At 71.7% G+C, this 23,971-nt stretch carries 23 protein-coding genes; 18 read left to right on the top strand and 5 right to left on the bottom strand.

Annotated features, from left to right (window positions below; genetic code table 11):
• The first annotated feature begins 13 nt into the window (after positions 1–13).
• From VJ693_RS03490 to VJ693_RS03510, 5 genes are all read left to right on the top strand, one after another.
• The gene (locus VJ693_RS03490) at positions 14–1,306 is read left to right on the top strand and encodes an FAD/NAD(P)-binding oxidoreductase (protein WP_324152076.1); all 1,293 of its coding nucleotides are present in this window, start codon (positions 14–16) and stop codon (positions 1,304–1,306) included.
• 30 nt (positions 1,307–1,336) lie between these two features.
• Positions 1,337–1,552 carry a DUF2892 domain-containing protein gene (locus VJ693_RS03495; protein WP_324152077.1) on the top strand — a complete coding sequence of 72 codons (216 nt, stop codon included), beginning with the start codon at positions 1,337–1,339 and terminating at the stop codon, positions 1,550–1,552.
• A 95-nt stretch (positions 1,553–1,647) separates the two neighbouring features.
• The gene (locus VJ693_RS03500; RefSeq protein WP_324152078.1) at positions 1,648–1,938 is read left to right on the top strand and encodes a metal-sensing transcriptional repressor; all 291 of its coding nucleotides are present in this window, start codon (positions 1,648–1,650) and stop codon (positions 1,936–1,938) included.
• A gap of 22 nt (positions 1,939–1,960) precedes the next feature.
• Positions 1,961–2,407 carry an OsmC family protein gene (locus VJ693_RS03505; RefSeq protein WP_324152079.1) on the top strand — a complete coding sequence of 149 codons (447 nt, stop codon included), beginning with the start codon at positions 1,961–1,963 and terminating at the stop codon, positions 2,405–2,407.
• A gap of 15 nt (positions 2,408–2,422) precedes the next feature.
• Positions 2,423–3,466, top strand: coding sequence for an SLAC1 anion channel family protein (locus tag VJ693_RS03510; RefSeq protein ID WP_324152080.1), 1,044 nt, complete (start codon positions 2,423–2,425; stop codon positions 3,464–3,466).
• Here the strand turns inward: VJ693_RS03510 and VJ693_RS03515 are convergent, their stop codons facing one another.
• A complete protein-coding gene (locus tag VJ693_RS03515) occupies positions 3,467–5,824 on the bottom strand; it encodes a putative bifunctional diguanylate cyclase/phosphodiesterase (RefSeq protein WP_324152081.1) in 2,358 nt (785 codons plus the stop codon).
• Complete coding sequence (locus VJ693_RS03520) at positions 5,821–6,456, bottom strand: methylamine utilization protein (RefSeq protein ID WP_324152082.1); 636 nt, start codon at positions 6,454–6,456, stop codon at positions 5,821–5,823. Before VJ693_RS03520 ends, VJ693_RS03515 begins: the two co-directional genes overlap by 4 nt.
• Before the next feature lie 136 nt (positions 6,457–6,592).
• On the opposite strand from VJ693_RS03520, the gene VJ693_RS03525 reads away from it, so the two are divergent.
• From VJ693_RS03525 to VJ693_RS03535, 3 genes are all read left to right on the top strand, one after another.
• On the top strand, positions 6,593–6,997 hold the full coding sequence (locus tag VJ693_RS03525; RefSeq protein ID WP_324152083.1) for a thioredoxin family protein: 405 nt from the start codon (positions 6,593–6,595) through the stop codon (positions 6,995–6,997).
• A 132-nt stretch (positions 6,998–7,129) separates the two neighbouring features.
• Positions 7,130–7,561, top strand: a complete 432-nt coding sequence (locus VJ693_RS03530) for a hypothetical protein (protein WP_324152084.1) — start codon at positions 7,130–7,132, stop codon at positions 7,559–7,561.
• Positions 7,562–7,573: 12 nt separating this feature from the next.
• Positions 7,574–9,103 carry a Do family serine endopeptidase gene (locus VJ693_RS03535; protein WP_414652219.1) on the top strand — a complete coding sequence of 510 codons (1,530 nt, stop codon included), beginning with the start codon at positions 7,574–7,576 and terminating at the stop codon, positions 9,101–9,103.
• On the opposite strand, the gene VJ693_RS03540 is transcribed toward VJ693_RS03535, so the two are convergent.
• Together VJ693_RS03540 and VJ693_RS03545 are read right to left on the bottom strand one after the other, a co-directional pair.
• Positions 9,100–9,816, bottom strand: a complete 717-nt coding sequence (locus VJ693_RS03540) for a response regulator (protein ID WP_324152086.1) — start codon at positions 9,814–9,816, stop codon at positions 9,100–9,102. The genes VJ693_RS03535 and VJ693_RS03540 overlap by 4 nt on opposite strands.
• The gene (locus tag VJ693_RS03545; RefSeq protein WP_324152087.1) at positions 9,813–10,007 is read right to left on the bottom strand and encodes a hypothetical protein; all 195 of its coding nucleotides are present in this window, start codon (positions 10,005–10,007) and stop codon (positions 9,813–9,815) included. The genes VJ693_RS03540 and VJ693_RS03545 overlap by 4 nt, the downstream gene beginning before the upstream one ends.
• 23 nt (positions 10,008–10,030) lie before the next feature.
• Between VJ693_RS03545 and VJ693_RS03550 the strand changes: the two genes are divergently transcribed.
• From VJ693_RS03550 to VJ693_RS03565, 4 genes are all read left to right on the top strand, one after another.
• Positions 10,031–12,103, top strand: coding sequence for an ATP-binding protein (locus VJ693_RS03550; RefSeq protein ID WP_324152088.1), 2,073 nt, complete (start codon positions 10,031–10,033; stop codon positions 12,101–12,103).
• A gap of 76 nt (positions 12,104–12,179) precedes the next feature.
• Positions 12,180–13,796 carry a GMC family oxidoreductase gene (locus tag VJ693_RS03555; protein WP_414652220.1) on the top strand — a complete coding sequence of 539 codons (1,617 nt, stop codon included), beginning with the start codon at positions 12,180–12,182 and terminating at the stop codon, positions 13,794–13,796.
• A gap of 72 nt (positions 13,797–13,868) precedes the next feature.
• Positions 13,869–16,856 (top strand): response regulator, encoded by a 2,988-nt coding sequence (locus VJ693_RS03560; protein ID WP_324152090.1) that lies wholly within the window; start codon positions 13,869–13,871, stop codon positions 16,854–16,856.
• A 122-nt stretch (positions 16,857–16,978) separates the two neighbouring features.
• Positions 16,979–17,740 (top strand): carbonic anhydrase family protein, encoded by a 762-nt coding sequence (locus VJ693_RS03565; protein WP_324152091.1) that lies wholly within the window; start codon positions 16,979–16,981, stop codon positions 17,738–17,740.
• Between the two features lie 3 nt (positions 17,741–17,743).
• Here VJ693_RS03565 and VJ693_RS03570 read toward each other — a convergent pair whose 3' ends face one another.
• On the bottom strand, positions 17,744–19,579 hold the full coding sequence (locus tag VJ693_RS03570; protein ID WP_324152092.1) for an ABC transporter ATP-binding protein: 1,836 nt from the start codon (positions 19,577–19,579) through the stop codon (positions 17,744–17,746).
• Between the two features lie 121 nt (positions 19,580–19,700).
• Here VJ693_RS03570 and VJ693_RS03575 point away from each other — a divergent pair, with 121 nt between their 5' ends.
• The 6 genes from VJ693_RS03575 to cysW all read left to right on the top strand — a co-directional run bounded on the left by VJ693_RS03575 (position 19,701) and on the right by cysW (position 23,965).
• A complete protein-coding gene (locus tag VJ693_RS03575) occupies positions 19,701–19,994 on the top strand; it encodes a hypothetical protein (RefSeq protein ID WP_324152093.1) in 294 nt (97 codons plus the stop codon).
• 39 nt (positions 19,995–20,033) lie between these two features.
• The gene (locus VJ693_RS03580) at positions 20,034–20,252 is read left to right on the top strand and encodes a molybdopterin-binding protein (protein WP_324152094.1); all 219 of its coding nucleotides are present in this window, start codon (positions 20,034–20,036) and stop codon (positions 20,250–20,252) included.
• A gap of 2 nt (positions 20,253–20,254) precedes the next feature.
• On the top strand, positions 20,255–20,866 hold the full coding sequence (locus tag VJ693_RS03585; RefSeq protein WP_324152095.1) for an RBBP9/YdeN family alpha/beta hydrolase: 612 nt from the start codon (positions 20,255–20,257) through the stop codon (positions 20,864–20,866).
• Positions 20,867–20,970: 104 nt separating this feature from the next.
• On the top strand, positions 20,971–21,981 hold the full coding sequence (locus VJ693_RS03590; protein ID WP_324152096.1) for a sulfate ABC transporter substrate-binding protein: 1,011 nt from the start codon (positions 20,971–20,973) through the stop codon (positions 21,979–21,981).
• Positions 21,982–22,137: 156 nt separating this feature from the next.
• Complete coding sequence (cysT, locus tag VJ693_RS03595) at positions 22,138–22,977, top strand: sulfate ABC transporter permease subunit CysT (RefSeq protein WP_324152097.1); 840 nt, start codon at positions 22,138–22,140, stop codon at positions 22,975–22,977.
• A 91-nt stretch (positions 22,978–23,068) separates the two neighbouring features.
• On the top strand, positions 23,069–23,965 hold the full coding sequence (cysW, locus tag VJ693_RS03600) for a sulfate ABC transporter permease subunit CysW (RefSeq protein WP_324152098.1): 897 nt from the start codon (positions 23,069–23,071) through the stop codon (positions 23,963–23,965).
• Positions 23,966–23,971 lie beyond the last annotated feature (6 nt).

A 23,971-nucleotide genomic window follows, 5' to 3' on the forward strand; every position in this document is an offset into this window, starting at 1 on the left:
GAAGGAGACAGCCATGGCCCACATCGTCATCCTCGGCGCCGGCATCGGCGGCATGCCCGCGGCCTATGAAATGCGCGACAAGCTGCCCAAGGCGCACCGCATCACGGTCGTCAGCGCGGTCGACTACTTCCAGTTCGTGCCCTCGAACCCGTGGATCGCCGTGGGCTGGCGCCAGCGCGACGACATCGTGCTGAAGGTCGGCCCGCTGCTGGCCAAGAAGGGCATCGATTTCGTCGCCCAACCAGTGACGAAGATCGACGCCCCGGCCAACCGGCTGACACTCGCCAACGGCGACGCGCTGGACTACGACATCCTCGTCATCACCACCGGCCCGAAGCTGGCCTTCGACGAGGTGCCCGGCGCCGGCCCCGCCGCGCACGGCGGCGGCGGCCACACCCACTCGGTGTGCACGGTCGACCATGCCGAGGCCTTCTGGCGCGACTACCAGGAGTTCCTGAAGTGCCCCGGCCCGATCGTGATCGGCGCGATGCCGGGCGCGAGCTGCTTCGGCCCGGCCTACGAGTTCGCCTTCATCGTCGATGCCGACCTGCGCAAGCGCAAGCTGCGCCACCAGGTGCCGATGACCTTCGTCACCAGCGAGCCCTACATCGGCCACCTCGGCCTGGGCGGCGTGGGCGACTCGAAGTCGATGATGGAGTCCGAGCTGCGCAGCCACGACATCAAGTGGATCACCAACGCCAAGACCAGCAAGGTCGAGGCCGGCAAGCTGTTCACCACCGAGCTCGACGACCAGGGCCAGCCGCGCAAGGAGCACGAGGTCGGCTTCAAGCTTGCGATGATGCTGCCGGCCTTCAAGGGCGTGGACCCGGTCGCCGCGGTGCCCGGCCTGTGCAACCCGCGCGGCTTCGTGCTGATCGACGAGCACCAGCGCAGCAAGGCCTTCCGCAACATCTACGCGGCCGGCGTCTGCGTCGCGATCCCGCCGGTCGAAGCGACCCCCGTGCCCACCGGCGCGCCCAAGACCGGCTACATGATCGAGACCATGGTCAGCGCGATCGTGCACAACATCGCGGCCGACCTGGCCGGCCAGCCGGCCGACACCAAGGCCACCTGGAACGCGATCTGTCTGGCCGACATGGGCGACACCGGGGCGGCCTTCGTCGCCCTGCCGCAGATCCCGCCGCGCAACGTGAACTGGTTCAAGAAGGGCAAGTGGGTCCACCTGGCCAAGATCGCCTTCGAGAAGTACTTCCTGTCGAAGATGAAGTCAGGCACCTCCGAGCCCGTGTACGAGAAGTACGTGCTGAAGGCGCTGGGCATCGTCCGGCTCGTCGACCACCGCTGATTCCCCCACCTATCCCGAGGATTTCATTCCATGACCATCGATCGCCTGATCCACATCTTCGCCGGCAGCTTCATCCTGCTGTCGCTCGCGCTGGGCATTCCCGGCAGCCCGCTGTTCGTCAGCCCCTGGTGGCTCGCGTTCACGGCCTTCGTCGGCGCGAACCTGCTGCAGTACGGCTTCACCGAGGTCTGCCCGCTGGGCTGGATCCTCGGCAAGCTCGGCGTGCCACGCACCTGTTCACGCTGAGTCGCTCAACCCGATTCCCCACTGCCACGCTGCGAGCAACGACAATGGCCCCTCCGATACCCCCGACGGCACCCCCTGCGACGGAGTCCTGCGCCATGGCCATGCTCACAGATGACAAGACCCGCACCGACCTGCTCAACCGACTCAAGCGCGCCGAAGGCCAGCTGCGCGGCGTGCAGCGCATGATCGAGGAGGGCCAGCCCTGCCTCGACATCGCGAGCCAGATGGCCGCCGTGCGCAAGGCGCTGGACAGCACCTACGTGCGCATGACGGTGTGTTTCATGCAGCAGGAGCTCGGCTCGCGTCTGGGCACCAGCGACAAGAACCAGAAGCAGCTCGCCGAAGTGCTCGACGAGGTCCAGGCCTTGCTTGGCAAAGTGCGCTGAGACTCCGAAAGAACCCGACCCGATGACCGCCCCGATCGAGACCGTCCGCCTGACCCAGCGCCAGGATTACCAGTTCGACGTCCATTTCGCCGACGCGCTGCCCCCGCTGCGCGCCGACGAGCCACCGCCGCTCGGCCAGGGCCAGGGCCCGTCGCCGGTGCAGCTGCTCGCGGCGGCCATCGGCAACTGCCTGTCGGATTCGCTGCTGTTCGCGCTGCGCAAGTTCAAGCAGGTGCCTGAGCCGATCACCGCCGAGGTGCGCGCCGAAGTCGGCCGCAATGCCGAAGGGCGGCTGCGGGTGCTGGCCATCCAGGCCGACCTGAAGCTCGGCGTGCCCGCCGCGTCGCTGGAGCACCTGGACCGCGTGCTCGCCACCTTCGAGGCCTACTGCACCGTGACGCAGAGCGTGCACAGCGCCATCCCGGTGACGACCCGCGTCTTCGACGCCGATGGCGTCGCGCTGAAGTAGGCCCGGGGTCGCAGCATGGCCGGCCCCTCCAGCGGCAAGCTCAGGTACCTCTACCCCGGCTGGTATGCCCCGGTGATGGGGCTGGCCGGCCTGGCGCTGGCCTGGCACCGCGCGACGCCGCTGATGGGCGAGCTGGCCACCGGCGTCGCGCTGGTCGTCGCGGCGTTGGCCGGCCTGGTCTTCGTCGCGCTGGCGGCCGCCACGCTGTGGCGCTGGCGCGCCCACCCCGAGGCCTGGGCCGAGGACCGGCGCCACCCGGTGCGCCACACCTTCGTCGCGACGCTGCCGATCTCGATGATCGTGCTGGCCACCGCCGCGGTTGCGCTGTTCGGCCCCAGCCGGCCTGCCGAGGCGCTGTGGTGGTGCGGCTCGCTGTCGCAGCTGCTGCTCACCTGGTGGGTGCTGTCGCGCTGGTGGCGCCCCGGCACCGGCGGCCTGGCCTGGGCCAGCGTGACGCCGGCGCTGCTGATGCCGGTGGTGGGCAACGTGCTGGCGCCGCTGGCCGGCGTCCCGCTCGGCCACGCCGACTGGGCCGCGGCGCAATTCGGCATCGGGCTGATGTTCTGGCCGGTGGTCGTGGTGCTGCTGGCGGTGCGCGTCGCCACGCACGGCACGCTGCCCGAGCGGCTGCTGCCGACGCTGTTCATCCTGATCGCGCCGCCGGCCGTCATCGGCCTGGCGGCATTGCAGCTCGGCGCGCCGCTGGGCATCGCCTGGGCTTGCTGGGGCATCGCGGCCTTCAGCTTCGCCTGGGTGGCCGGCACCGCGCCGCGGCTGCGCGAGCTGCCCTTCGCACTGCCGCACTGGGGCATGAGCTTTCCGCTGGCCGCGTTCGCGGCGCTGACGCTGCGGCTGGCCACGCCAGGCAGCGTGCTGGCCGTGCTCGGGCCGGCGCTGCTGGCGCTGGCGTCGCTGGTGATCCTGGGCCTGCTGGCCGGCACGCTGCGCGGCTTGCGCGACGGCACGCTGCTGGCGCCCGAGCCCGTGGCCGCGATCACGTCGGTGGCGCCCACCCCCAGCGCGAAGCCGGTGGCCGGCGGCAACTCGCAGCCCGCCTGATCAGATCGCCTGGTCAGCCGCCAGGGGCCGGCGCGCCACCGCACCGTCCGGCGCGCGGCGCGCCATCGCCCAGGCCTCGAACTGCTCGGCCGGCATCGGGCGGCCGATGTGCCAGCCCTGCGCCTCGTCGCAGCCGAGCAGCGCGAGCTGCTGGCGGATCGCCTCGTTCTCGACGCCTTCGGCCACCACGCTCAGATCCAGGTTGTGAGCCACGTCGATGATCGAGCGCACGATCATCGCGTCCTTGGGCACCTTCTCCATCGCGCGGACGAAGGACATGTCGATCTTCAGCTCGTCGACCGGCAGGTTGCGCAGCGTCGCGTACGAGCTGTAGCCGGTTCCGAAGTCGTCGATCGACAGGCGGCAGCCGAGCGCCTTGAGGGCCCGAAGCGTCTGCAGCGCGCGCTCGGGGTCGTTCATGATCGCGCTCTCGGTGATCTCCAGGCACAGCGAGGGCGGCGGCACGCCGTGGTGCTGCAGCCGCCACTGCAGGCGCTCGACCAGGTCGGCCTTCATCAGGTCGTGCACCGACAGGTTCACCGACAGCCGCGGCAGCAGCCCGCCGGCCCGCCAGTGCGCGAGCAGCCGCGCCGCCTCGTCGACCACCCACAGGCTGAGCTCGTGGATGAAGCCGGTCTCCTCGGCGAACGGAATGAACTCCAGTGGCGGCACCAGCCCGCGCTCGGGGTGCTGCCAGCGCACCAGCGCCTCGGCGCCGACCAGGGTGCCGTCGAGCAGGTGCAGCTTGGGCTGGATGAACAGGCGCAGCTCGTGCTGCTGCAGCGCACGCCGCATCTCGCCCAGCAGCGTCAGCGTGGCCGCGCTGCCGTGGTCGAAGGCCGGGTCGTAGACCAGCTGCCCGGCGCGCCGGTGCTTGGCTTCGTACATCGCGACCTCGGCACGGCTCAGCAGCGCCTCGGCGGTCGCCGCATGCTCGGGGCCGCAGGCGATGCCGATGCCGCCGGCCACGTCGACCACGCTGTCGTCCAGCCGCACCGGCAGCTCCAGCGCCGCGGTCATGGCCTGCGCGGCGGCTTCGGCCTCGGCGCGGCCGGCGCCGGGCAGCATCAGCGCGAACTCGTCGCCCGACAGCCGCGCGACCACCGCGCCGGCGCCGGCCGGCAGCGCCGCGAGCCGCTCGCCCACGCGCACCAGCAGCCGGTTGCCCATCTGGTAGCCGAGCTTGTCGTTGACCTGCTTGACGCGGTCCAGGTCGAGCATCAGCACCGCCGCCGGGCCGGCCCGCAGGGCCTGGGCGAGGCGGCGCGCGAACTGGCCGCGGTTGGGCAGGCCGGTCAGGTCGTCGAAATACAGGCGCCGGCGCGTGACTTCGCGCATGCCGTCGAAGGCCAGCGCCAGTTCGGCCAGTTCGTCGGCACGCGCAGGCGGGTCGACCGGCGTGTCGAAGTCACCCTGGCCGAGGCGGCGGCTGGCATCGACCAGCGTCTGCAGCGGCCGCGTCACACGGCGTGCGGTGACCACGCTGCCGACCGCGAACACGGCGGCGCCGACCAGCGTGATCGCCAGCAGCACGGCCCGCAGGTGGCGGTACGGCGCCACCGCCTCGTCGACCGAGCGGGCCAGCACGGCGCGCAGCTCGCCGCCGGGGGTGCGGGCCAGCGTGCTGACCTGGGCTTCCATGACCTCGTCGCCGGCCTGGAACGTGGCCAGGCCCAGCGGCGGCAGTTGCGCCGCGGCGTCGACCAGGCCGTCGGCCAGCGTGCTCTGGACGATGCGCGGCGCGGCGCCGACCGGCTGCACCAGCAGCGCCAGGTGCAGGCCCGACAGCGCGCGCAGGTCGTCGCCCAGCGTGCGGTCGACCGCGAAGCCCATCACGACCCAGCCGATCTCGCGCGGCGCCTTCATCGGCACGACGACGAACTGGTAGGGGCGATCGCCGACCAGCGCCAGCTGGCCGTGGGCCGGCTGGCGCCCGCCGGCGCCGGTGGCCAGCAGGCCGCGGCGCAGGGCCTCGAGCGCCTCGCCGCCGCGGCTGCCGGCGGCGCGCAGCGTGAAATCCAGGTCGAGCAGCGCAGTCACGCTGGCGCCGATGCGCGCGCCGTGGTTGTCGAGCACCGAGCGGATCGTCTCGGCATCGCCCGACAGCACCGCCTCGCGAAAACCGTAGTCCGCTGCCAGCAGCGTCGCGCCCTGGGCCAGCGCCAGGGCGTTCTGCTCGATCAGGCGGCCGAGCAGCCGCTCGCCCACGGCGAGCTGGTCGGCGAGCTGGGCGCGGGCATTGGCATCGATGCCGCGGCCGATTGCAAAGAAGCCGGCCAGCTGCACCGCCAGCAGCAGGCCGAGGAACAGCGTGACGATGCGCCCGGCGAGGCTGGCCCGGAAGGCGCGCGGCTTCATTTCACCGGCACCGTGGCGACGAGCTCGAGATCGGCACTGCCGACCGTCACCGCCTGCTCGCTGCCGGGCGAGCCGGCCGGCAGATCGGGGTGCCAGGTGCGCAGCAGGTAGGGGCCGGGTGGCACCTCGGCCAGCGTCGCACGGCCGCCGGCCGGCGTGGTCGCGGTCCAGGGCGTGTCGGCGACGATGACCCAGCCGACCATCGTGTCGTGGATGTTGCAGCCGAGCACGACGACGCCGGGGCGGTCGAACTCGACCGGGTTCTCCGGCCGCCCGGCATAGAGCTTCAGCTCGAACTTCTTGGCCGGCGAGAACGAGTAGACGTGGTGGCGCACCGTGTCCTGGTTCGGGAACTGCACCTTGGTGCCGACCGGCACCACCGTGACGGTCGGCACGAACCGGCGGCCCTTCTGCGCGATCTCGACGTTCGCGGCGGGCTTGAGCGCCGGCTTCGTGCCGCCCTGCGGCTCGAGCAGCAGGACCGCGTCGGCCAGCGGCTGGCCACCCGCGCCGCGCACCTGGACCTGCAGTGTCGCGGCCGCCGCGCCGCCGCCGAGCACGGCAGCGCCGGCCACGGCCACGGCGACACGGGCAAGGCAGGCAAGGCGGGCGGGACGGATCGGAAGGCGCATGGGCACGGGCAAGCGTAGAGGGTGAGGCAGGGGCGCGCGAAGGCCGGGGCCAGCGCCTCGCCGGTCCTTTCGGCAGGAATCCACGCGGCTTGAGCGCGCCCGGGGCCCCGCCGCGACCGATGGCACACTCGCCCGCATGCCCGCCACCGCTTCGCCCCCGACCAGCCACTGGCTCGTGGCCTGCCTGTGCGCCGCCTGGTGCCGAACCTGCGACGAGTACCGCACGGTGATGGCCGAGGTGGCACGGGCCCACCCCGCGATGCGCTTCGCCTGGGTCGACATCGAGGACCATGCCGACGCACTGGACGACCCGGACGGCGCGGCGCAGGACATCGAGAACTTCCCGACGCTGCTGATCGTCCACGGCCAGACGCCGCACTTCTTCGGCACCGTGCTGCCGCATGCCGGTGTGCTGGACCGGCTCGTCGCGCAGGCCGAGGCGGGGCTGCTGCCGCACCTGGCCGAGCCGACGGCGCGCCGCCTCGCCGGCGCCGTCGCCCGGCTGTGCCAGGACGCCCCGCGGGCCGTTCGGCTGGACTGACCAGGCTGGCCGGCCGGGCGCCTGCCCGCCGCGTTTCATTTGTCATCGCCGGCCATGCCGGTCGTCATCGGCGGCTCACCGCCGGGCGAGATGCTTCCTGCCGTCCCGCCCCGCGAACCCAAGGAGAGCGCCATGTCCCCCGCCCCGAACCGCGCCAACGTCCTGGCCGCCGCCTGTGCCGTCACGTCCGCTGCGCTGCTCGCCGTGTCGGCGATGCCGGCCGTGGCCGCCCCCGCCTATGTCAATGGCGGCATCGGCCAGGACGAGGCCCGCGCCATCGAGGCCCGGCGCGACGGCTATGCGCTGCACCTGGTCTTCTCGGAGGGGCCGAAGAACCACTACGTGACCAACGTCCACCTGCGCATCGCCGATGCCGGCGGCCACACGGTGCTGGCCCTGCGCGACGCGGGCCCGCTGACCGACGTGAGCCTGCCCGCCGGCCACTACACCGTCAGCGCGCAATACGGCCCGACCCGGCGCCAGCACCAGATCGAGGTGACGTCCGGCACGCCGGTGGACCTGTACCTGCACTACCCGGCCGACACGATGTCGGCCGGCCTTTGACCAACCGGGAGGATGACGATGACCATCTCTTCGATGTTCCGTGCGCGCCGCACCTTGACCGCGGTGGCCGCGGCCGCCGCGCTCGGCGCCGCCGGCGTGCAGCTCGCCCGCCACGCTGAACACTGGCTGCCTTCGGCGTCGGCCGCCTCGGTGGCCGCGGTGCCGGCGGCGATACCGGCGACCGCGCCCACCGCGCCGCCGGCGGGCCTGCCCGACTTCGCCCAGATCGCCAAGCGCTGGGGCAACGCGGTCGTCAACATCAGCGTGACCGGCTCGCGCAAGGTCGGCGGCAGCGACGACGACGCCGACGCGGCCGATGAACAGGGCCAGGACCAGGCCGACCCGTTCGCGCCATTCTTCCGCCAGTTCGGCCATTCCTTCGGCCGCCGGGGCCCGGCCGTCGAGGTGCCGATGCGCGGCGAAGGCTCCGGCTTCATCGTCAGCGCGGATGGGCTGGTGCTGACGAACGCCCACGTCGTCGACGGGGCGAAGGAGGTCGTGGTCAAGCTGACCGACCGGCGCGAGTTCATCGCCAAGGTGCTGGGCAGCGACAAGAAGACCGATGTCGCCGTGCTGAAGATCCAGGCCAGCCAACTGCCGGTCGTGCAGTTCGGCCGGCCCGATGCCCTGCAGCCGGGCGAATGGGTGCTGGCCATCGGCTCACCCTTCGGCTTCGAGAACAGCGTGACGGCCGGCGTCGTCAGCGCCACGGGGCGCGCCCTGCCGAGCGACGCCGCGGTGCCCTTCATCCAGACCGACGTGGCGGTCAACCCCGGCAACTCCGGCGGGCCGCTGTTCAATGCGCGCGGCGAGGTGGTGGGCATCAACTCGCAGATCTACAGCCGCTCAGGTGGCTACGAGGGCCTGTCCTTCGCGATCCCGATCGACCTGGCGCTGCACGTCCAGCAGCAGATCGTCGCGACCGGCCACGCGCAGCATGCCCGCCTGGGCGTGACGGTGCAGGAGGTGAACCAGAGCCTGGCCGACTCGTTCAAGCTGCCGCGGCCCGAAGGCGCGCTGGTGGCCAGCGTCGAACCCGACAGCCCGGCGTCGCGCGCGGGCCTGCAGCCCGGCGATGTGCTGCAGCGCATCGGCGATCACGCCATCGTCGGCTCGGCGGACCTGCCCGCGGCGGTCACCATGGCCAAGCCGGGCGACAAGGTCGCGCTGCAGATCTGGCGCGACGGCAAGGCGCGCAACGTCGAGGCCACGCTGGCCGATGCCGAGCGCCCGCACAAGCAGGCGCGGGCTGACGATACGGCCGCTGGCCCCGACAGCCGGGCCCGGCTGGGCCTGGCCCTGCGGCCGATGGGGCCCGACGAGCGGCGCGAAGCGGGCGAGGCCGGCCTGGTCGTCGAGCAGGTCAGCGGGGCCTCGGCCCGGGCCGGCGTGCAGCCGGGCGATCTGCTGCTGGCCGTCAACGGCCAGCCGGCGAAGTCGGTGCAGGCGGTTCGGGCCGCGGTGGCCAACTCCGACAAGGCGGTGGCGCTGCTGGTCGAGCGCCACGGCGAAAAGATCTTCGTGCCAATCCGGCTGGGTTAGTACAGCGTCTCGACCGTCGTGTCGAACAGGTAGCCGGCGCCGCGCTGGGTGACGATGAGCTTGGGGTGCGACGGGTCCTGTTCGATCTTGCGGCGCAGGCGCAGGATCTGCACGTCGATCGTGCGGTCGTAGACCTCGGCCTCGTGCAGGCGCGACATCGTCAGCAGCTGGTCGCGCGACAGCGCCCGGCCCGGCGCGGCGCACAGCGCGGCCAGCAGGCTGAACTCGCCGTTGGACAGCTCGACCGGCTCGCCCGCCGGCGAGCGCAGCCGGCGCGTGCGCAGGTTCAGCTCCCAGCCGGCGAAGCGGAAGGCGCGCCGGGTCGAATCGCGCTCGGGCAGCGTGGCCTGCACCTGGTAGCGGCGCAGCACCGCGCGCAGCCGGGCCAGCAGCTCGCGCGGCGAGAAGGGCTTGGTCACGTAGTCGTCGGCGCCGAGCTCCAGGCCCATCACGCGGTCGGCCTCCTCGTCCTGCCCGGTGAGCAGCACGATCGGCAGCGTCGCGCGCTCGCGCAGCGCACGGGCGATCTGCAGCCCGTCTTCGCCGGGCAGGCGCAGATCGAGCAGCACCAGGTCCACCGCCTCTCGCTCGAGCACCTCGTCCATCTCGCGGCCACTGGCCACCGCGGTGACGCGCAGTCCGTGGCCACCGAGGTAGTCGGTCAGCAGGGTGCGCAGGGCCGGGTCGTCATCGACCGCGAGCACATGAGTCATTGGTGCCCCTCGTCCGACGGGTACGTCGGCCGATCCCCCGAGGGGATGCCGGCCGGCTTGGGAGCGGCCCGGCGCTCGGCCGGGTGCCCCTCGCCCGACAGGTACGTCGGACGATCCCCCGAGGGGATGCCGGCCGGCTTGGGAGCGGCCCGGCGCTCGGCCGGCCCGGCGGTGATTAGAGTTGCATCCATGCTTCGATCCTACGGCCACCGCCATGCCCCCTGACACCCGCAGTGAACGACTTGCCGCCGCGCCGCGCTGGTGGGCCCACCCGGCCGTCGGCATCGCGATCGTGCTGTGGGCGATGCTGGCCGGTGCGCTGGGCCTGGGCCTGTGGCATCTGCGGCAGGACACGCTGGAGACCCAGTCGCAACTGCTGGCCAGCATCGCCAGCTCGACTGCCGACGAGCTGCAGCGCGGCGTGCAAGGCGTCGTGATCGCGCTGCAGGCCGCGCGCGAGGACCTCGACGAGGGCCTGCCCGACACCGGCGCGCGCCTGCGCCGCCGCGCCGCGCTGCTGCCGATGGTGCGCAACCTGTGGGTGCTGGGGCCCGACGGCCAGGTGCTGGCCGCGTCGACCGCGCTGCCGCCGCCCCCGATGGCCGACTACCTGCCCACGCCGTTCGGGCTGGACACCGACACCGTGGCCTTCAGCGCGCCGTTTCGCGACCCCGGCGAAGGCGACGCCTCGGTCGCGCTGGCGATGCGCTGGTCGCGCGGCGGGCTCCAGGGCTGGGTGCTGGGCACGATGCCGGCCGGCGCGATGCTGGGCGCCTTCCCGCGTGCGGTGCCGGCGGCCGACACGCGCTTGGCGGTGCTGCGCGCCGACGGCGCCGTGCTCGGCGGCACGCTGCGCCAGAACACGGTGGAGCGTGGCGCCGAGCCGCAGGCGCTGGCCGACACCACCGGCCCGGCGCCGGTGGCCTTCGACGACCACAGCCGGCGCCTGGTGCAGCGCCGCCGCGTCGAGCCGCTGGGGCTGACGGTCGTGCTGACGCGCGATGCGGGGGCGGTGCTGGCGCGCTGGGCCGACATCCGGCGCCTGGTCGGCTGGAGCCTGCTGGCGATCGCCGCGACGCTGGCGCTGCTGCTGTGGTGGCTGCTGCGCGCCGAGGCGCACTCGCGGCGGCTGCAGCGCCGGCTTGGCCGGGTGCGCGCGCTGGAGGCGCTGGGCACCCTGGCCGGCGGGGTCGCGCACGACTTCAACAACATCCTGGCCGCGGTGCTGGGTTACGGCGAGATGGCGCGCGAGGGCGCCGCCCCCGACAGTGCGCTCGCGCGCCAGCTCGATCAGGTGATCGCCGCCGCGCTGCGCGGCAAGGGGGTCGTCGAGCGCATCCTCGCCTTCAGCCGCGGCGCAAGCCGGCCGACCGCCGTGTTCGCGCTCGAGCCGATGGTCGAGCAGACGCTGGCGCTGATCGCCGCCACGCTGCCGGCCGGCGTGCGCCTCGAGCGCCGGCTCGAGGCCCCGGCGGCCTGCGTGCGCGGGGATTCGGCCGCGCTGTTCGAGGCGGTGATGAACCTGTGCACCAACGCCCGGCTCGCGATGCCCGAGCAGGGCGTGCTCGGCGTGCGGGTGCAGCAGCGCACGGTGGCCGAAGCGCGCGAGCTCTCGCACGGCAACGTCGCGCCGGGGCGCTGGCTGGTGCTGGAGATCAGCGATACCGGCGAGGGCATGTCGGCCGCCACGCTCGAACGCTTGTTCGAGCCCTTCTTCACGACGCGCGGCCACAAGGGCACCGGGCTCGGCCTGGCGCTGGTGCATGGCGTGGTGCAGGACATGGGCGGCGCGATCGACGTCTGGACCCGGCCGGGCGCCGGCAGCCGCTTCAGCCTCTGGCTGCCCGAGGTGCCGGCACCGGCAGAGGCCGGCACCGCCGAGCCGCCGGCCGCGCCCGAGGCGCCGCGCGGCCAGGGCCAGGCGGTGCTGGTGGTCGACGACGATCCGGCGCTGGTCGCGCTGGCCGAGGAGAGCCTGGCCGAGCTGGGCTACGAGCCGGTCGGCTTCGACGATGCCGAGCGGGCCCTGGCCGAGGTGCAGGCCGATCCGGCGCGCTTCGACCTCGTGCTGACCGACGAGGTCATGCCGGGCATGAACGGCACCGCGCTGGCCGCGCGGTTGCAGGCGCTGCGGCCCGAGCTGCCGGTGCTGCTGATGAGCGGCTTCGGCGGCGCGCAATTGCAGCAGCGCGCCCAGGCCGCCGGCGTGCGGCGCGTGCTCGCCAAGCCGCTGCAGCGCGACGAGCTGGCGCGCGCGATCGCCGGCTGCCTGGAGGTGCCCCTCTAAATTTCGCAGGTGCTGCCCCCAATGGACGCGGGTAGCCTGTGGCGCATCCAATCCACGCCGACTTGTAAGGATGCGCATGGAGTTCGACTATCTGGTGATCGGCGGCGGCTCGGCCGGCAGCGTGCTGGCCGGCCGTTTGAGTGAAGACCCGAACTGCCGGGTCGGGCTGATCGAGGCGGGCCCGCCCGACAAGAGCGTGCTGATCCACTGCCCGGCGGGCTTCTCGGTCATGGCCAAGCTGCGCCAGTCGATCTGGGCCTTCGAGACCGTGCCCCAACCCGGCCTCAACGGCCGACGCGGCTACCAGCCGCGCGGCAAGGCCCTGGGCGGGTCGAGCTCGGTCAACGCGATGGCCTACATCCGCGGGCAGCGCGAGGATTACGACGACTGGGCCGCGCGCGGCAACCCGGGCTGGGGCTTCGACGACGTGCTGCCCTACTTCCTGCGCGCCGAGAACAACGAGCGCGGCGCGAACGAGTGGCACCACACCGGCGGCCCGCTGAACGTGGCCGACCTGCAGCAGCCGAACCGCTATACCCCGGCCTTCGTCGAGGCCGCCCGCCAGGCCGGCCTGCCGCTGAACCCCGACTTCAACGGCGCGCAGCAGGAAGGCGTGGGCATCTACCAGGTCACGCAGAAGGACGGCGAGCGCTGCAGCGCCGCCAAGGCCTACCTGACCCCCGCGCTGCAACGCCCCAACCTGAAGGTGATCACCGACACCCAGGTGCTGCGCGTGCTGCTCGAGGGCCGGCGCGCGATCGGCGTGGAGATGCTGTGCGGCGGCCAGCGCACCACCCTGCACGCCCGGCGCGAGGTGCTGCTGTGCGCCGGCGCGCTGCAGTCACCGCAACTGCTGATGCTCTCGGGCATCGGCCCCGGCGCCGAGCTGCAGCGCCACGGCATCGGCGTGGCGCACGACCTGCCGGGCGTCGGTCGCAACCTGCACGACCACCCCGACGTGGTCCAGGTGGTCGCGACGCCCAAGCTGACCGATTTCTTCGGCATCTCGTTCACCGGCCTGGCGAACGCCTGGCGCGGTGCGAGCCAGTGGCGGCGCGAGCGGCGCGGCGTGCTGACGACCAACTTCGCCGAAGGCGGCGCCTTCCTGCGCAGCGGCCCCGACGCCGCCACGCCCGACCTGCAGCTTCACTTCGTCACGGCCAAGCTGATCGATCACGGCCGCAAGACCATCTTCGGCCACGGCTTCTCTTGCCACGTCTGCCTGCTGCGGCCCAAGAGCCGCGGCCAGGTGACGCTGGCCAGCGCGGACCCGCTGGCCGCCCCGCTGATCGACCCGAACTTTCTCGGCGACGACGACGACACCGCCCGCATGGTCCGCGGCTTCAAGCGGATGCGCGAGATCCTGCAGCAGCCGGCGCTGGCCGCGCTCGGCGGCCGCGAGGTGGCCCGCTCGGCGAATGCGCACAGCGACGCCGAGATCGAGTCCTTCGTGCGCAACTACGCCGACACGATCTACCACCCCGTGGGCACCTGCCGCATGGGGCCGGGCGGGGGCGCGGACGAGGGCGCGGTCGTCGATGCCCGGCTGCGCGTGCACGGCATCGCCGGCCTGCGCGTGGTCGATGCGTCGGTGATGCCGCGCATCGTCAGCGGCAACACCAACGCCCCGGTGATCATGATCGCCGAGAAGGCGGTCGACATGATCCGCGAGGACGCGCGCGCCGCCGCCTGACGCCACAAATTCCTCGCCTCGACCGGGCCGCGGCAGTAGCATCCATCTCCCATAACAGGGAGGCGGGGTGACATGAGTCCATCGAGGCGGCGCATCGCAGCGGCCGCGGCCATTGCCGGCCTCGCCGCCGTGCTCGCGCTGGCCCTGGCCTGGTGGCAGCAGCCCGGGCCCACCGCCGGGGCCCGCGTCGTCACCGTCGGGCTGTACGAGAACGCACCCAAGGTCTACACCGGTGCCGACGGCCAGCCCGCCGGGCTGTTCGTCGAACTGCTCGGCGCGATCGCCCGCGCCGAGGGCTGGCAGCTGCGCTACGTGCCCTGCGAGTGGTCGCAGTGCCTGGACCGGCTCGCCGCCGGCGAGCTGGCGCTGATGCCCGACGTGGCCTACACCGAGGAGCGCAGCCGCCGCTTCGATTTCCACGCGGTGTCGGTGGCCAGCAGCTGGTCGCAGATCTACTCGCGCGCCGACGTGCCGGTGCAGTCGCTTGCCGACCTGGCCGGCAAGCGGCTCGCGGTGCTGCGCGGCGGCGTGCAGGAGGCCTATGTCGCCCGCATGATGGCCGAGGCCGGGCTGCACTACGAGTCGGTGCCCGTCGGCTCGCTCGCCGAAGCCTACGAGGTCGTCGCGCGCGGCGACGCCGATGCGATGGTCACCAACAGCTTCTCGGCCGCGCGCCGCGCCGCGGACTACCGGCTGCGCGAGACGCCGCTGCTGTTCCAGGCCTCCAACCTGTACTTCGCCAGCGCCAAGGGCCGCCATGCCGAGCTGCTGGCACGCATCGATGCCCACCTCGGGGCCTGGCGGCAGAACCCGGATTCGATCTACTTCGACGCCCTGCGCCGCGCGCTGTCGGCGCCGCAGCCGGCCACCGTGCCGGCCGGCGCGCGCTGGCTGCTGCTGGGCCTGGTCGCGGCGATGCTGCTGCTGGCCGCCCACAGCGCGCTGCTGCGCTGGCGCGTGGCGCAGCGCACCGCGGCGCTGGCCAGGGCCACCCAGCGGCTGGACAGCCTGCTGGCGGCCAGCCCGGTGATGCTGTACCTGCTGCGCCGCACGGGCGGCGAGCGCGGCGAGCACGGCAGCACGATCGAGGTCGAATGGGTCAGCGACAACATCGAGCGCCTGTTCGGCGACACACCGGCGCAGGCGCGCGCGCCCGGCTGGTGGGCCACGCGGCTGCACCCCGACGACCGCGCGCTCGCACTGGCCGGGCTGGGCGGGCTGCAGGCAGGGCAGCGGCTGACGCGCGAATACCGCATCGCCGATGCGCAAGGCCAGTGGCGCTACGTGCGCGACGAACTGCGCCTGCTGCCGGGCAGCAACGGCGTGGCGCCAGGCTCGATCGTCGGCACCCGCAGCGACCTGACCGACAGCTGGGCGCAGGCCGCGCAGGCGCGCGAACGCGAGCAGCGCTTCGTCGCGATGCTGCAGAACAGCCCCGTGGGCATCGCGCTGGCCCGCGCGTCGGACCGGCACCTGGTCGACATCAACGACGCCTGGGCGCGGCTGCTGGGCTGGACGCGCGACGAGATGCTCGGCCGCAGCAGTGCCGAGCTGGGCCTGTGGGTCGACCCGGCCGCGCGCGAGGCGGTGTGGCGCCTGGTGAGCGCCGGCCAGGCGGTGCACCAGCGCGAGATCGCCTGGCGCACGCGCTCGGGCGCGGTGATCGACGTGGCGCTGTCGGCCGACCCGATCGAGTTCGGCGGCCAGGCCCATGTGCTGGTCTCGGTCAGCGACATCAGCGCGCAGAAGCGGGCCCAGCGCGCACTCGAGGGCCAGCACGCCGAGCTCGAGCACCTGGTCGCGCAGCGCACCGCCGAGCTGACGGCCGCCAACCGCGCACTGGCCACCGCGCGCGACCAGGCCGAGGCCGCGACGCAGACCAAGAGCGCCTTCCTGGCCAACATGAGCCACGAGATCCGCACGCCGATGAACGCGATCCTCGGCACCGTGCACCTGATGCGGCGCGCCGGCGTGACGCCGCGCCAGGGCGGCCAGCTCGACACCATCCTGGCCTCGGCGCAGCACCTGCTGGACATCATCGACGACATCCTCGACCTGTCGAAGATCGAGGCTGGCAAGCTCGACATGGAGCAGGCACCGCTGCTGGCCGACCAGTTGCCGGCCCGCGTGGCCGCGATGCTGGCCGACCGGGCGGCCGAGAAGGGGCTCGCGCTGATCGTCGACGCCGAACCGCTGCCCGACACGCTGCAAGGCGATGCGACGCGACTGACCCAGGCGCTGCTGAACTACGCCACCAACGCAATCAAGTTCACCGAGCGCGGCAGCGTCACGCTGCGCGTGCGCCGCGAGCATGAGGACGCCGATTCGCTGTGCGTGCGCTTCGAGGTCGCCGACACCGGCATCGGCGTGGCGCCCGAGGCGGCGGCGCGGCTGTTCGAATCCTTTGAGCAGGCCGACAGCTCGACCACGCGCAAGTACGGCGGCACCGGCCTGGGCCTGGCGATCACGCGCCGGCTGGCCCGGCTGGCCGGCGGCGAGGCAGGGCTGCACAGCGTGCCCGGCCAGGGCAGCACCTTCTGGTTCACTGCGCGCCTGAAGAAAGGGGCGGCGCGCCCGCCTCGCCGCGCCGAGCCGGGCGCCCCCGAAAGCGCCGAGCGCCGCCTGGCCGAGGACTTCGCCGGCCGGCGCATCCTGCTGGCCGAGGACGAGCCGGTCAACCGGCTGGTGGCGCTGGAGATGCTGCAGCACACCGGCCTGGCCGTCGACACGGCCGAGGACGGCGCACAGGCGATCCAGCTCGCGGCCGACACGCCTTACGCGCTGATCCTGATGGACGTGCAGATGCCCGCGGTCGACGGGCTGGAGGCGACGCGACGCATCCGCGCGCTGCCCGGCCACGCCGCGACGCCGATCATCGCGATGACCGCCAACGCCTTCGCCGAGGACCGCCAGCGTTGCCTGGCGGCCGGCATGAGCGACTTCCTGACCAAGCCGGTGCGGCCCGAGGCGCTGTACGCGCTGCTGTGGCGCGGGCTGGCCACCCGGGCCGACAGCGCGCCGGCCCGGCCCGCTCCGCTCGCGGAACTGCGCCAGGACTGAGGCTGCGTTCGTCCCGCGGTCGGATCGACCCCGGGCGCGTCAGGGGCATGCCCGGGAACTGAACGACCGCGCAGTCGCGGCTGGTTAGGTTCGCGGCCCCATCCCCCTGGAGCCCCATGCCGATGAAACCGACCTCTTCCCTGCTTGCCGCCCTGGTGGCGTGCGCCATCCCCTTGCTCGCCCACGCCGAAGGCACCACGCCGCACTGGAGCTACCAAGCCCACGGCGGCGCGGCCCACTGGGCCGAGCTGGACGCCACGTTCGAGACCTGCAAGCTCGGCAAGCACCAGTCGCCGATCGACATCGTCACGAAGAAGGTTGCGCCCGCCGGAGCCGACGCCAAGCCGCTCGCCTTCGCCTACACCGCCGGCGGCGCCGAAGTGGTCAACAACGGCCACACGATCCAGGTCAACCTGCCCGCCTCGGGCGCCATCACCCTCGACGGCACCGAGTACAAGCTGGTGCAGTTCCACTTCCACACGCCGAGCGAAGAGAAGATCGACGGCCGTGCCTACCCGCTGGTGGCGCACCTGGTGCACAAGAGCGCCGACGGCAAGCTGGCGGTCGTCGCGGTGCTGTTCAAGCAGGGCCGCGAGAACGCGGTGCTCAAGCCGGTGTTCGCGCAGCTGCCCGCCAAGGAAGGCGACAAGCGCGCACTCGACGGCACGATCGACGTCGCCGCGCTGCTGCCGGCCGACCACGCCTACTACGCCTTCCCCGGCTCGCTGACCACGCCGCCGTGCAGCGAAGAGGTGCGCTGGCAGGTGCTGAAGACGCCGGTCGAGATCTCCGGCGCCCAGCTCGCGGCTTTCCGCAAGCTCTACGCGATGAACGCGCGGCCGGTTCAGCCGCTGAACGGCCGGCCGGTGGTGCTGGTGCGGTAAAAGCTACTCTTCGCCGAGGAAACCACCGCTCTGGTGGGCCCAGAGGCGGGCGTAGAGCCCGCCTTCGGCCAGCAGGCTGCGGTGGTCGCCTTGCTCGACGATGCGGCCGCCGTCCATCACGACCAGCCGGTCCATCGCCGCGATGGTCGACAGGCGGTGGGCGATCGCCACCACCGTCTTGCCCTGCATCAGCGTGTTCAGGCTGGCCTGGATGGCTGCCTCGACCTCGCTGTCGAGCGCGCTGGTGGCCTCGTCGAGCAGCAGGATGGGCGCGTCCTTCAGCATCACCCGCGCGATCGCGATGCGCTGGCGCTGCCCGCCCGAGAGCTTGACGCCACGCTCGCCGACATGGGCGTCGTAGCCGCGCCGGCCCTTGGGGTCGGCCAGGGTCTGGATGAACTCGTGCGCCTCGGCGCGGCGCGCCGCGTCGATCATCTGCTCGTCGGTCGCCCCGGGGCGGCCGTAGACGATGTTGTCGCGCACCGAGCGGTGCAGCAGCGAGGTGTCCTGCGTCACCATGCCGACCTGCGCGCGCAGTGAGTTCTGCGTGACCTGCGCGATGTCCTGCCCATCGATCAGGATGCGGCCGGATTCGAGGTCGTAGAAGCGCAGCAGCAGGTTCACCAGCGTCGACTTGCCCGCCCCCGAGCGGCCGACCAGACCGATCTTCTCGCCCGGGCGGATCGTCAGCTCGAAGTCGTCGATCACGCGCCGGCCCGGGCCGGTCTGGCCGTAGGCGAAGTGCACGTGCTCGAAACGGATCTCGCCGCGCGTGACCTGCAGCTCGGTGGCACCGGGCCGGTCGGTCACCGCGGCGTGGCGCGTCAAGGTGTTCAGCCCGTCGGCCACCGTGCCGATCTGCTCGAACAACGACGCCATCTCCCACATGATCCAGTGCGACACGCCGTTCAGGCGCAGCGCCATCGCGGTGGCCGCCGCCACCGCGCCGATGCCGGCACCGCCTTGCAGCCACAGCCACAGCGTGGCGCCGGCCGTGGCCAGCACCAGGCCCATGCTGAGCGTGTGGATCACGATCTCCAGCCCCGAGACCAGCCGCATCTGGCGGTAGGCGATGGCCATGAAATCCTGCATCGCGCCGCGCACATAGCCCGATTCGCGGCCCGCGTGCGAGAACAGCTTGACGGTCGCGATGTTGGTGTAGGCGTCCGAGATGCGGCCCACCATCAGCGAGCGAGCATCGGCCTGCTCTCGCGCGGCGCGGCCCAGGCGCGGCACGAAGAACCACAGCGCCAGCACGTACAGCCCGAGCCAGCCGAGAAAGGGCAGCAGCAGTTGCGCGTCGATCCGGCCAACGATCGCCAGCATCGTGACGAAGTAGATGATGATGAAGACGAGGATGTCGGTCACCGTCATCACCGTGTCGCGCACCGCCAGTGCGGTTTGCATCACCTTGGTGGCCACGCGGCCGGCGAACTCGTCCTGGTAGAAGGCCAGGCTCTGGCCCAGCATCTGGCGATGGAAGTTCCAGCGCAGCCGCATCGGGAAGTTGCCGTTCAGCGTCTGGTACTTCGCCAACGCCTGGGCCGCCACCAGCAGCGGGCTGGCCAGCAGGATCGCCGCCAGCACCAGCAGGCTCGTGCGCTGCTCACCCCACCAGCGCGCCGGCTCGGTCTGCGCCAGTCCGTCGACGATCTGCCCGAGGAAGGCGAACAGCAGCGCCTCGAAGCCGCCGATCACCGCCGTCAGCAGCGTCATCACCAGCACGTAGCGGCGCACGCCCTCGGTGTTGGCCCACAGGAACGGCCACAGGCCCTTGGGCGCCGGTGGCGGCACGGCATCCGGGTAGGGGTTGATCAGGCGCTCGAAATAGGTAAACACGCAACAACGTGGGCAGCGGGTGACCGGCCAGTCTAGGTCAAGCCGGCAAATGCGCGGGGCGGATATGGATGGCCGGTTTGATTCGTTCCTTATCCGCCCTGGTGCGCCCACCATCGACGGCATGGGAACCTCCACCGCCCCTTCCGAGAGCCTGCAGCTGCCCTGCACCGGGCAGGCCCTGCGCACCGCCTTGCAGCGGCGCGACCTGCGCACGCTCGACGAGCTGACGCGCCACCTGCGGGTGGCGGGCTACCGCTTCGACGCCGAGCAGTTGGCCACCGAACTGCTGCTGCATGGCTGCGCCTCGGTGACCGACGCCTTCGGCCACCGCGTGCCGGCGTATGTGCGCGTTCCTCCGCGCGAGACGCCGCCGCAGCCGCGCGACGAAAGCTGCGGCTTCAGCGTCGCGCTGTGATCGCCCCCCTTTTCCTTGCCACCCGATAGAGAACCCGCCATGAGCATCCTCGCCGTCAACGCCCGCAACCAGTTCCGCGGCAAGATCAAGGAAATCATCGAAGGCCCGGTCGTGTCCGAAGTCGATGTCGAGACCCCTTCGGGCCTGATCGTGACCTCGGTCATCACCACCCGCTCGGTGCACGAACTGAACCTGCGCATCGGCCGCGACGTCGTGGCGCTGGTGAAGTCCACCGAGGTGTCGATCGCGACGCTGTGATGGTGCCTCCACGCACCCTGGCGCCCGACGCCCCGCTGGGTGTCCGCCTGCTGATCGTCCCCGGCCTGCACGGCAGCGGGCCGGACCACTGGCAAAGCTGGCTCGAGCGCGCGCAGCCCGGCGCGGTGCGGATCACCGTGGAAGACTGGGGCCATGCCGACCTGGACCGCTGGGCCTCGGCGATCGACGAGCTGCTGCAGCGCGAACGCGCCGCGGCCTGGGTCGCGGTGGCGCACAGCTTCGGCTGCCTGGCGCTGGCGCACCACGCGGCCCGCGGTGGCCGCGGCATCGGCGGCGCGCTGCTGGTGGCCCCGGCCAACCCCGACCGCTTCAGCCTCGACGAGCGCCAGGTGGCCCAGGCACTGCCCTTCCCGTCCACGCTGGTCGTCAGCGCCAACGACCCCTGGATGTCGCACGCCGACGCGCTGTACTTCGGCCATCGCTGGGGCAGCGCGATCGTCGAAGCCGGCGAGGCCGGCCACATCAACCCGGCGGCCGGCTACGGCCCGTGGCCGGCGGCGCGCCAGTGGGTCGGCCAGCACGCCACCCGCCTGGCCGCCACGCTGCGCCCGCGTGCCGAGGCCGCAGCGCCGGCGCTGGGCTTCGCCGTGTGAAGCGCGATTCGGCGAGCGCATAAGCAGCGGCGTTTTGATTCGTTCCTCGTTCGATGCAGGGTTCCTAGGATGACCCTGCCCATCAACCAAGGAATGCCATCATCATGCTGCCCCGCTTGCTGACGACTGCTGTTGCCGCCAGCCTTCTTGCGCTCGGCGCCCTGGCCGCCCAGGCCAAGGACGTGACCCTGCTCAACGTCTCATACGACCCGACACGCGAGCTCTACCAGGACTTCAACAAGTCCTTCGCCACCTACTGGAAGGCCAAGACCGGCGACACGGTGACCGTCAAACAGTCGCACGGCGGCTCGGGCAAACAGGCCCGCTCGGTGATCGACGGCCTGGAGGCCGACGTGGTCACGCTCGCCCTGGCCTACGACATCGACGAGCTCGCGGCCAAGGGCAAGCTGATCCCGGCCGATTGGCAGAAGCGACTGGCCCACAACTCCAGTCCCTACACCTCGACCATCGTGTTCCTGGTGCGCAAGGGCAACCCCAAGGGCATCAAGGACTGGAACGACCTGGTCAAGCCGGGCGTCGAGGTCATCACCCCGAACCCCAAGACCAGCGGCGGCGCACGCTGGAACTACCTCGCGGCCTGGGGCTATGCCCTGAAGGCACCGGGCGGCAACGAAGCCAAGGCGAAGGACTTCGTCACCGCGCTGTTCAAGAACGTGCCGGTGCTCGATTCGGGCGCGCGCGGCTCGACCACCACCTTCGTCGAGCGTGGCATCGGCGACGTCTTCATCAGCTGGGAGAACGAGGCCTTCCTGGCCGTCAAGGAGCTGGGCCCCGACAAGTTCCAGATCGTCGTGCCGTCGGTCAGCATCCTGGCCGAGCCGCCGGTGACGGTGGTCGACAAGGTGGTCGACAAGCGCGGCACGCGCGACGTCGCCAAGGCCTACCTCGAATACCTGTATTCGCCCGAGGGCCAGAAGATCGCCGGCGACAACTACTACCGCCCGATCGACCCGAAGGTGGCTTCGCAGTTCGACAAGCTGTTCCCGAAGATCCACCTCTTCACGATCGACGAGGTCTTCGGCGGCTGGGCCAAGGCGCAGAAGACCCACTTCGCCGACGGCGGCGTGTTCGACGAGATCTACGCGAAGAAGTAGAGCGCCCGGCCCACTGCCCCCGCTCCCCGCGTCCGAAGGACGGAACCTTCGCAGCGCGCCGGCGTTTCGTCGCCGGCGCGCTCGTGCTGACCGCATAAGCAAGCACGTTTTGCTTCGTTCCCCGTCGCAACACGCATGCCTAGCATCGGTTCTCGCATGAACATCCTGTCCCGCACCCTTCTCAAACGCCACAGCGTGCTGCCCGGCTTCGATCTGGCGCTCGGCTTCGCGCTGCTGTACCTGGGCCTGGTGGTCCTGGTGCCGCTGTCGGCGGTGTTCCTGAAGACCTTCACGCTGACCTGGGGCGCGTTCTGGGACACGGTCACCGCGCCACGCGTCATGGCCTCGTACCGCCTGACCTTCGGCACCTCGTTCGCCGCGGCGCTGATCAACGCGGTGTTCGGCCTGCTGGTGGCCTGGGTGCTGGTGCGCTACCGCTTCCCGTTCAAGCGCGTGGTCGACGCGCTGGTCGACCTGCCCTTCGCCCTGCCCACCGCGGTGGCCGGCATCGCGCTCACCGCGCTGTATGCGGGCAACGGCTGGATCGGCCAGTTCCTGCCGTTCAAGGTCGCCTTCAAGCCGCTGGGCGTGTTCGTCGCGCTGACCTTCATCGGCCTGCCCTTCGTCGTGCGCACGGTGCAGCCGGTGCTGGAGGATCTTCAGAAGGAGCTCGAGGAAGCGGCCGCGACGCTGGGCGCCACGCGGCTGCAGACCTTCCGCCACGTGATCCTGCCGACGCTGACGCCGGCGCTGCTGACCGGCTTCGCGCTGGCCTTCGCGCGGGCGCTGGGCGAGTATGGCTCGGTGATCTTCATCGCCGGCAACATGCCGATGGTCAGCGAAATCACGCCGCTGCTGATCATCACCAAGCTCGAGCAGTACGACTACGCCGGCGCCACCGCGATCGCGGTGGTGATGCTGGTGACGGCCTTCATGCTGTTGCTCGCGATCAACCTCGTGCAAGCCTGGGCCAGGAAGCGCCAAGGCAGAGCATGAAACCCCCACGCCCCCTCCGGTCGCTGCCCCCCAGGGGGGCTCGCGCTGCGGCCCGGCCCAGCCGGATCCGCGCACGCCACTTGGTCAAGTCATGAATACCGTTGTACTACCGCTGCCCGTGCACGCCCGCGCCCGATCGGCACTGGCCGCCACCCACGAACCCGCCTGGGTGCGCGCGCTGCTGATCGGCATCGCGCTGACCTTCCTGTCGCTGTTCCTCTTCGTGCCGCTGGCCGCCGTGTTCACCGAGGCGCTGAAGAAGGGGCTCGATGTCTACCTGGCGGCGATCGTCGAGCCCGATGCGCTGGCGGCCGTCAAGCTGACCCTGCTCGCGGCCATCGTCTCGGTGCCGCTGAACCTGGTGTTCGGTGTGGCCGCGGCCTGGGCCATCGCGAAGTTCGATTTCCGCGGCAAGAACCTGCTGCTGACGCTGATCGACCTGCCGTTCTCGGTCAGCCCGGTGATCGCCGGCCTGATCTACGTGCTGGTGTTCGGTCTGCAGGGCTGGTGGGGCGAGTGGCTGCGCGACCATGACCTGAAGATCATCTTCGCGGTGCCGGGCATCGTGCTGGCCACCGTCTTCGTCACCTTTCCGTTCATCGCCCGCGAGCTGATCCCCCTGATGCAGGCCCAGGGCCAGGAGCAGGAAGAGGCCGCGCGCGTGCTCGGTGCCTCGGGCTGGCAGATCTTCTGGCGCGTCACGCTGCCGAACGTGAAGTGGGCGCTGCTATACGGCGTGATCCTGTGCAACGCACGGGCCATGGGCGAGTTCGGCGCGGTGTCGGTCGTCTCGGGCCACATCCGCGGCGCGACCAACACGATGCCGCTGCACATCGAGATCCTCTACAACGAGTACCAGTTCGCGGCCGCCTTCGCGGTGGCCTCGCTGCTGGCCGGGCTGGCGCTGGTGACCCTGGTGCTGAAGTACATCGTCGAACAGCGCGTCAAGCACGAGAAGACCGCTGCGCTGGCCGACGCGAGCGAGTAACCCATC

Source organism: Ideonella sp., from assembly GCF_035254525.1.
GTDB lineage: Bacteria > Pseudomonadota > Gammaproteobacteria > Burkholderiales > Burkholderiaceae_C > Ideonella.

Coding starts and splice junctions, on each gene's coding strand:
- VJ693_RS03510 (WP_324152080.1), top strand. CDS start 2,423: ATGGCCGGCCCCTCCAGCGGCAAGCTCAGGTACCTCTACCCCGGCTGG.
- VJ693_RS03575 (WP_324152093.1), top strand. CDS start 19,701: ATGGGAACCTCCACCGCCCCTTCCGAGAGCCTGCAGCTGCCCTGCACC.
- VJ693_RS03590 (WP_324152096.1), top strand. CDS start 20,971: ATGCTGCCCCGCTTGCTGACGACTGCTGTTGCCGCCAGCCTTCTTGCG.
- VJ693_RS03515 (WP_324152081.1), bottom strand. CDS start 5,824: ATGAAGCCGCGCGCCTTCCGGGCCAGCCTCGCCGGGCGCATCGTCACG.
- VJ693_RS03565 (WP_324152091.1), top strand. CDS start 16,979: ATGAAACCGACCTCTTCCCTGCTTGCCGCCCTGGTGGCGTGCGCCATC.
- VJ693_RS03535 (WP_414652219.1), top strand. CDS start 7,574: ATGACGATGACCATCTCTTCGATGTTCCGTGCGCGCCGCACCTTGACC.
- cysT (WP_324152097.1), top strand. CDS start 22,138: ATGAACATCCTGTCCCGCACCCTTCTCAAACGCCACAGCGTGCTGCCC.
- VJ693_RS03560 (WP_324152090.1), top strand. CDS start 13,869: ATGAGTCCATCGAGGCGGCGCATCGCAGCGGCCGCGGCCATTGCCGGC.
- cysW (WP_324152098.1), top strand. CDS start 23,069: ATGAATACCGTTGTACTACCGCTGCCCGTGCACGCCCGCGCCCGATCG.
- VJ693_RS03525 (WP_324152083.1), top strand. CDS start 6,593: ATGCCCGCCACCGCTTCGCCCCCGACCAGCCACTGGCTCGTGGCCTGC.
- VJ693_RS03495 (WP_324152077.1), top strand. CDS start 1,337: ATGACCATCGATCGCCTGATCCACATCTTCGCCGGCAGCTTCATCCTG.
- VJ693_RS03580 (WP_324152094.1), top strand. CDS start 20,034: ATGAGCATCCTCGCCGTCAACGCCCGCAACCAGTTCCGCGGCAAGATC.
- VJ693_RS03540 (WP_324152086.1), bottom strand. CDS start 9,816: ATGACTCATGTGCTCGCGGTCGATGACGACCCGGCCCTGCGCACCCTG.
- VJ693_RS03520 (WP_324152082.1), bottom strand. CDS start 6,456: ATGCGCCTTCCGATCCGTCCCGCCCGCCTTGCCTGCCTTGCCCGTGTC.
- VJ693_RS03505 (WP_324152079.1), top strand. CDS start 1,961: ATGACCGCCCCGATCGAGACCGTCCGCCTGACCCAGCGCCAGGATTAC.
- VJ693_RS03545 (WP_324152087.1), bottom strand. CDS start 10,007: ATGGATGCAACTCTAATCACCGCCGGGCCGGCCGAGCGCCGGGCCGCT.
- VJ693_RS03530 (WP_324152084.1), top strand. CDS start 7,130: ATGTCCCCCGCCCCGAACCGCGCCAACGTCCTGGCCGCCGCCTGTGCC.
- VJ693_RS03500 (WP_324152078.1), top strand. CDS start 1,648: ATGGCCATGCTCACAGATGACAAGACCCGCACCGACCTGCTCAACCGA.
- VJ693_RS03555 (WP_414652220.1), top strand. CDS start 12,180: ATGGAGTTCGACTATCTGGTGATCGGCGGCGGCTCGGCCGGCAGCGTG.
- VJ693_RS03490 (WP_324152076.1), top strand. CDS start 14: ATGGCCCACATCGTCATCCTCGGCGCCGGCATCGGCGGCATGCCCGCG.
- VJ693_RS03550 (WP_324152088.1), top strand. CDS start 10,031: ATGCCCCCTGACACCCGCAGTGAACGACTTGCCGCCGCGCCGCGCTGG.